At 61.0% G+C, this 2,736-nt stretch carries 3 protein-coding genes; 2 read left to right on the plus strand and 1 reads right to left on the minus strand.

Features of this window, described 5'->3' with window-relative positions; translation table 11 throughout:
* Positions 1-1,345: sensor domain-containing diguanylate cyclase (locus AAC083_RS01405; RefSeq protein WP_375134790.1), on the minus strand; the 1,345-nt coding region annotated here is incomplete at its 3' end.
* Positions 1,346-1,454: 109 nt separating this feature from the next.
* Here AAC083_RS01405 and AAC083_RS01410 point away from each other — a divergent pair.
* The gene (locus tag AAC083_RS01410) at positions 1,455-1,895 is read left to right on the plus strand and encodes a DUF2214 family protein (protein WP_108537874.1); all 441 of its coding nucleotides are present in this window, start codon (positions 1,455-1,457) and stop codon (positions 1,893-1,895) included.
* 167 nt (positions 1,896-2,062) lie between these two features.
* Positions 2,063-2,736, plus strand: a 674-nt coding sequence (locus AAC083_RS01415; protein WP_258224853.1) for a DMT family transporter, incomplete at its 3' end; no start/stop codon positions are given.

Below are 2,736 nucleotides of genomic sequence, written 5' to 3' on the forward strand. Positions count from 1 at the left end.
AGTGGGGGTCCGGGTTGACCATCAGCACCACCAGCTCCTCCCCGCCGTAACGGCAGACCCAGCCATAATCCCCCAACAGCAGCCTGGCCAGCTGAGCCACCCGCTTGAGCACCACGTCCCCGGTCTGGTGACCATAGTTGTCATTGACCCGCTTGAAGTCATCGAGATCGACCATGGCCAGGCAGAAGGGCTGCTGTTCAAGCAACAACCGGGTCAGGCGTTCGTCAAAGAAACGGCGGTTGTAGAGCGCAGTGAGCTTGTCCAGATTGGCCTGCTGGCGGGCCTCGTGATAATCCTTGCTCGCCTCGGCCAGCTCGGCGTAAACGTGCTTGAGCTCCCGCATCCCGCCCTGGGGCACATCATCGGGTTGAGTCCGGCTGGCCCGGATCATGGAAGCGATCTCGTCGAGCATGCGCCGGAAGTAGCGGGACCACACCAGCGCCAGCACGAGATAGAGCACACAGGCCAGCACCACCATCAGTTGCACGTTAAGGGAGACCCGGTTGATCGCGGCCTGGACGCTGGCCGCCGGTTGCACGCTGATCAGCACCCAGTCGTGATCAGGCAATTTGCTATAGGCCACAAACAGCTGGGAAGCCTTGTCCAGGAAGATGCCCTCCCCCTGATTGAAGCGGGAGAGCCACTGGGGATGGTCCATGGGGTTGAGCAACTGAGCGGGATCCGGGTGCACCAGCACCTTGCCGGACTGATTGACGATCATCTGGTAACCGTTGTCCGCCTGGCGATTCAGCTGGGCCGAGAATGGTGCCAGGATGGCATCGACCGCAAACACCCCCTGCACCTTGCCGTTGGCATCGGTCAGCGCTCGCGCCAGGGCGATCACCAGATTGCCATTGCTGTAGTCATAGTAGGGCTCGGTCCAGACCATCTTGCCCAAATGCTGGCTGGCCAGCTGATACCAGGGGCGCACCCTAGGATCAAAATTGGCATCCGCCTCCCACTGGGGATAGATCAGCATCTGGCGCTCGGCCGTGCCGACATAGATATAGAGCAGGTCGGCCATCATCCCTTTGTAGAGCTGCCATGTCTTCAGATAACTCTCGGTATTGTGCAGGTGTGGGCCGCTGATATCTTCCACCTTCACCTGGTCGTAGATAAGCGTAAACTGCCGTTCCATCTCCTGGAGATAGGGCTCGATGAAGACGTGACGCAACTGGTGATTGGTGGCGAGCAGACGCTGCTGCAACTCGTTTTGCAGGCTGCGTTCCATGTGCAGATAGTAGATGCCGCCCAGCATCAGTACGGGAATGAACAACAGCAACAACCCCAGCCGCATCCGGGCAACCAGGGACCAGGCTTTCTTGGGGACAACACGCTTATCCAACCCTGACTCCTGCTACCGTCAGACACGAGGTAGTGTCAGAATATCAGCACCACGGGATGGCGTCCAAAAGGAAGCGGGTTATGTGCTCAACAAGAGGTAATCGACACAGATGTTGAACCCGGACCTGCTGATGGCGCTGCACTATTGCGCCGTGATTATCCTGACCGGGGCCATCACCTCCGAGTATTTTCTGTTCCGGCGCGGCATGTCTATCGAACAGGTCCGCAAGCTGCTGCTGGCCGACGGCCTGGCGGCGCTGGCCCTGCTGCTCATCTTCATCACGGGCGTGTTGCTGGTGCTCGCCCACTCCGAACAGCCCGCCGTACTGCTCGCCAACCCCGGTTATCGCAACAAGCTGCTGCTGTTTTGCCTGATGGTCATCAGCTTTGGCTATCCCAGCCACCTCTTCTATCGCTGGCGCCGCTCCCTGCGTCATGGTCGGGCCCCCATGGTCTCCATCCAGCAGCAGTTCTGGGTGATCTGGATCCTGCGCGGCAACCTCTTGCTGCTCGCCCTCATCCCCTTGCTGGCCACACTCGCCAGCAGTTGAAGGCGACGTTTATTCAGCCGCGATAAGGATTAATCCCCTCTGCACGGCCTGCTGCTGCTGACCAAACTCGCGAGCGCTAAAGACAAATCCCCCCGCACACGGTTATCTTGGTGGCTTGAGCTTTACGGACGGGCACCTGCCCGCCACCTTTTCAGGGATGAATTCGTATGCGTTCGAACATGATGTTACTGATGGCCGCTGCCATCTGGGGGCTGGGCTTCGTCGCCCAGCGGCTGGGGATGGATCACATGGGGCCTTACACCTTCAACGGTCTGCGCTTTCTGCTCGGTGCCGCCTCCCTGCTGCCGTTGCTGTGGTGGCTCAAGTCACGCCAGCCTGTGGGTCAGCCCGGTGATCGCCGCCTGCTGCTGACCGGGGGCCTGCTCGCCGGTCTCGTGCTGTTCAGCGCCGCCTCCCTGCAGCAGGTGGGACTGCTCTATACCACGGCCGCCAAGGCGGGCTTCATCACAGGCCTCTACATCATACTGGTGCCCGTCATCGGCCTGGCCCTGCGCCACAAAACCGGGGCCAACACCTGGGTCGGCGCCCTCATCGCCATGGCGGGGCTCTACTACCTGAGCGTGACCGAGGAGTTCACCATAGGCTACGGCGACCTGTTGCAGGTGATCGGCGCCCTGTTCTGGGCCATTCATCTGCTGGTGCTGGATCACTACTCGAGCCGGGTCGCGCCGATCCGCCTGGCTGGCGTGCAGTTCCTGGTGTGCGGCCTGCTCAGCCTGGGGGTTGCCTTCACCATGGAGACGCCAACCATGAGCGGCGCTGTGGCGGGCTGGCAGGCGCTGCTCTATGCCGGTCTGGTGTCGGTCGGTATCGGCTACAC

The organism is Aeromonas sp. HMWF014 (genome assembly GCF_963878295.1).
GTDB lineage: Bacteria > Pseudomonadota > Gammaproteobacteria > Enterobacterales > Aeromonadaceae > Aeromonas > Aeromonas popoffii.

What these genes read in the sequence shown, in the direction of transcription:
- AAC083_RS01410 (WP_108537874.1), top strand. Translation starts at nt 1,455, where the DNA reads ATGTTGAACCCGGACCTGCTGATGGCGCTGCACTATTGCGCCGTGATT.